This is a genomic window from Neobacillus drentensis (assembly GCF_036962765.1).
In the GTDB taxonomy this organism is placed as follows: Bacteria; Bacillota; Bacilli; order Bacillales; family Cytobacillaceae; genus Neobacillus; species Neobacillus drentensis_C.
The window spans coordinates 7,786-11,937 of the sequence record NZ_JBALOS010000096.1 but is presented as its reverse complement, the minus strand read 5'-3'; the positions used below and the strand labels follow the sequence as shown (position 1 = coordinate 11,937).

Annotated in this window: 3 protein-coding genes (1 of these 3 only partly in view); 2 read left to right on the top strand and 1 reads right to left on the bottom strand. The window is 40.6% G+C overall.

Translation table 11 applies throughout. From position 1 onward, the window contains the following. Nucleotides 1-837, bottom strand: partial view of a LysR family transcriptional regulator gene (locus V7137_RS13405; RefSeq protein ID WP_335698552.1) — the 5' portion only. It extends 51 nt beyond the left edge of the window; 837 of the gene's 888 nt are visible here — the first part of the coding sequence; the start codon lies at nucleotides 835-837; its stop codon lies off the left edge, out of view. A 143-nt stretch (nucleotides 838-980) separates the two neighbouring features. Between V7137_RS13405 and V7137_RS13400 the strand changes: the two genes are divergently transcribed. Then, the gene (locus tag V7137_RS13400; protein WP_335698551.1) at nucleotides 981-2,495 is read left to right on the top strand and encodes a long-chain-fatty-acid--CoA ligase; all 1,515 of its coding nucleotides are present in this window, start codon (nucleotides 981-983) and stop codon (nucleotides 2,493-2,495) included. Between the two features lie 73 nt (nucleotides 2,496-2,568). Further along, on the top strand, nucleotides 2,569-4,089 hold the full coding sequence (locus tag V7137_RS13395; protein WP_335698550.1) for an aldehyde dehydrogenase family protein: 1,521 nt from the start codon (nucleotides 2,569-2,571) through the stop codon (nucleotides 4,087-4,089). Nucleotides 4,090-4,152: the final 63 nt, after the last annotated feature.

Genomic DNA, 4,152 nt, shown 5'->3' with positions numbered 1-4,152 from the left:
ATCTGAGCGTATCCATGCTAAACCTACATTTACTTGTTCGTAATCTATTATGTCGAGAGAGACAATTTCGCCATTTATAACAGAAGGATCATTTTTTATGGAAAAGTCAGGCCCGAAGCTAATTCCTAATCCTTCAATGATTGCTTTTTTTATTACTTCTGTATTATCTGATGTAAATACAATGTTCATATGTCCAAATTTACTAATTAAATTATTTGCAAATCGTTTCACATAATCACCATTATAGAGAACAACGTTTTGTGTGATTAGTTGTTGGGGAGTTATAGATTTATATTTAGCTAATGGAGAGGATTTGCCGACGTACACCTGCATCTTACCTTCAAGTACCACCTCAAATAGTAGATCCTCTCTTTTTTTTAATAAATCTTCGTAAACGGTGATTAGGCCAATGTCAATCTGTTTATTTTGGACATGTTCAATAATATGCTGGACAGCTTTTTCTGAAATTTCTATATTCACATTTGGATAGGCATTTTTAAAAGAAGATAAAGGTTTTAATAGGAACAGCATAAAGCCAGGTATAGCTGATAATTTTAAATTTCCGGAAAATACAGTGTTATAGGCTTGGGCTTCATCTTTAAATTCTTGAAGTTTTGTTAATACTTCATATGCCTTTTTAATTAACGCTTTTCCTTCATCAGTGGGAACGGCGCCGAGTCGTCGGTGGCGTTTAAATATTTTAACGCCCAGTTCATCTTCTAATCTAGTAATGGATTGACTGATTCCCGATTGAGAAATATGCAGATTTTCTGCTGCTATAGAAATAGAACCTGTTTCCGCAACCTTTACAATGTATTCCAATTGTTCAATATGCATAGAAATTCTCCTTTTGATTTAGAAGCTTAGCTTATATATTCATCAGTATTAGTAATTTTATTTAAGTGTAAATTATATATATAATAAATTCAAGTAATTCCTAATTTTCTTAAATTTTAAAAGATTGGAGGAGAAAGAAAAGAATGGTTTTGAATTTGAATGAGAATCTAAAGAACAGTGCAGCAAGATTTCCAAGTAATATCGCCTATACATTCATGAATCAAAGTAAAACATATGCAGAACTTGATAAATTGGTAGATTGTGCTGCATCCGGTCTATCCGCCGCAGGCATCACAAAGGGTGATAGAGTCGCTCTAATGCTTGGTAATTGTCCTGAGTTTGTAATTGGTTTCTTTGGGATCCTTCGGGCAGGTGCAGTGGTTGTTCCGATTAATCCGGCCTACACTTCGGGAGAAATTTCCTATATTTTATCGAATAGCCAAGCCAAAGCTGTGATTGCTCATTCATCTTTAGAAGAGACAATATCTCCATTGAGAGAGAAACTAGAAAATTTGAAAATGGTTATCTACACAGATTCAATCGAGTCCGAATGGACTTGGGAGTGTCTCATTCAGGAACCATCAGAAATTTTTGAAAGCCCTTCCATTGAAGGGGAGGATTTGGCGGTTATTCTATATACTTCCGGCACAACTGGTAAGCCGAAAGGTGCCATGCTGTCCCATCGAAATATGGCATCCAATGCTGCTTCGGTGTCCCAGCTTGCTGAGTTCACTGAAGAAGATCGTATCATTGCGGTTCTTCCTATGTTCCATGTGTTTTGTATGGCGACTTGCATCAACATTCCTATTGCTTGCGGGGCAGCCATTGTAATTGTTCCGAAATTTAGCCCAACTGAAGTGATCAACACGATTAGAAGAGAGAAAGCGACATTATTTGCCGGAGTTCCGACCATGTTTAGCTTTTTGTTACAGGTGCCGGGAGCGACCGCAGAGGACTTTTCAACGATACGGGCTTGTTTTTCAGGCGGTGCTTCGATTCCAGTTGAATTATTACATAGATTCGAAGAGAAGTATAAGGTTCACGTTTTAGAGGGTTATGGCCTTTCTGAAACGGCTCCCGTAACAGCCTTTAATCCGTTACGGGGAACACGGAAACCAGGCTCTGTAGGTATAGATATACCAGACGTGAAGAATAAAGTGGTGGATCCGAATGGAATGGAAGTTCCAAGAGGAGAAATCGGCGAGTTAATTGTAAAAGGTCCCAATGTAATGATGGGGTATTTAGGAATGCCGGAAGCTACATCTTCAGCATTGAAGGATGGATGGTTTTATACAGGTGATTTGGCGCGAATGGATGAAGAAGGGTACATCTATATCGTGGACCGTAAAAAAGATATGATCATCGTTGGCGGGTACAACGTCTATCCGAGAGAAGTGGAAGAAGTATTATATCAACATCCGGCCATTGTGGAAACAGCCGTAGTAGGGGTTACGGATAAAGAATATGGAGAGATTGTAAAGGCTTTCGTTATATCTAACGATGAGAGCATAACGATGGTTGACATCTTGCATTTCTGCCAGGACAAGCTTGCAAAGTACAAGCTGCCAAAACAAGTGGAATTTATGAAGGAATTACCTAAGAACAGTACAGGTAAAATTTTGAGAAGAGCTTTGCGGGTTGAACAAGTGGAAGTTTAATCAGTTTGATAGAGATATATTCTAAAAAACATTTGTGGATTTTCAGGAGAGTAAATAATAAGGAGGAATTTCGATGAAAGCAGCGTTACAAGTTTTGGAATTTCCACTCTATATAAACGGGGAGTGGAAGCCTGCATTAAGCGGAGAAACGTTTGAGGTAGTAAACCCTGCAACTGGTGAGGTCGCGGCAAAGGTAGCGAAAGCCGGGATCGAAGATGTGGAGGCGGCCGTTTCCTCTGCAAAACAGGCCTTTGATTCGGGAGTATGGTCAAAAAAATCTCCACAAGAACGTGCTCATGTACTTGTCCAATTTGGAAACAAGATTATTGAACATGCTGAAGAATTGGGTTACTTAGAGTCGATTAGTTCGGGAGCGACAGTTCGACGGCTTTCAAACCTAGACATCCTATCTATTGTAGATCTCTTACAGCAGACGGCAAAGTTTACTGTAGAGTATCCGTATGTTGAGTCTCTTCCTACTTTACCATTTCCTGGACCAAGCAATAACCAAGTCTGGCGTGAGCCGCTTGGGGTTGTAGCAGCTGTGACTGCTTGGAACTTTCCAATGATTTTAGCGATGTGGAAAATTGCTCCTGCGTTGGCAATGGGGAACTCGATCGTAATCAAACCAGCATCCAATACACCGCTATCTACCTTGAAATTAGCGGAATTGGCAGCTGAAGCAGGAATCCCGGCAGGTGTATTCAATGTTGTATCTGGCCCGGGTGCCAGCATTGGAGAAGCGCTTGTCACGCATCCAAGTGTAGACAAAGTGGCTTTTACCGGTTCTACAGAAGTAGGGAGCCGCATTATGGAGCAGGCATCTAAAACGGTGAAACGCGTCACGCTTGAGTTAGGTGGGAAATCACCGGCAATCGTATTGCCTGATGCTGACATGAGCATTACCATTCCTGGCATTTTATTCGGATTCTTGACACACTCTGGGCAAGTTTGTGAATCCGGTACGCGTGTATTAGTACATGATTCCATTTATGACCAAGTCATTGAACAATTAGCTGAACTTACAAGCACGATTAAAATTGGAAATCCATTAGATATCGCGACGGGAATGGGACCGATGGTATCTCAGCAACAATTGGATACCGTACTTTCTTATATTGAATCCGGTATTCAAGAAGGGGCGCGATTGGTTTGCGGAGGAAAGCGTGCCATAGTAGAAGGATTTGAAAATGGCTATTATATTGAGCCTACTATTTTTGCGGATGTTCATAATGACATGAAGATTGCTAGAGAAGAAATCTTTGGTCCTGTTCTTTCAGTCATCCGTTACTCCACAGTTGAGGAGGCAATCGAAATTGCGAATGACACGATTTATGGATTAGCAGGTGGAGTTTGGACAAAGGATGTAAATAAAGGAATGAAAATAGCCCGTGAATTAAAGGCTGGAACGATCTGGATCAATGATTGGCATATGCTCCGTAGTGACGCGCCATTTGGGGGATACAAGCAAAGCGGTTTCGGGCGCGAATTAGGCCGTCATGCACTGGACGAATATTCGCAGCTAAAGCATGTTCACTGTTCACTCGTACCTGAAGTAAGCCAAAGACCTTGGTACCAAATATTATTGGGATAAAACAGATTATTTTATTAAGACAAGGCTATCTTAACGCTTAATGCTGATTTTGGCACCCTGTTG

Excerpts from the sequence above, each read along its gene's own strand:
- V7137_RS13400 (WP_335698551.1), top strand. The coding sequence starts at position 981 with ATGGTTTTGAATTTGAATGAGAATCTAAAGAACAGTGCAGCAAGATTT.
- V7137_RS13395 (WP_335698550.1), top strand. The coding sequence starts at position 2,569 with ATGAAAGCAGCGTTACAAGTTTTGGAATTTCCACTCTATATAAACGGG.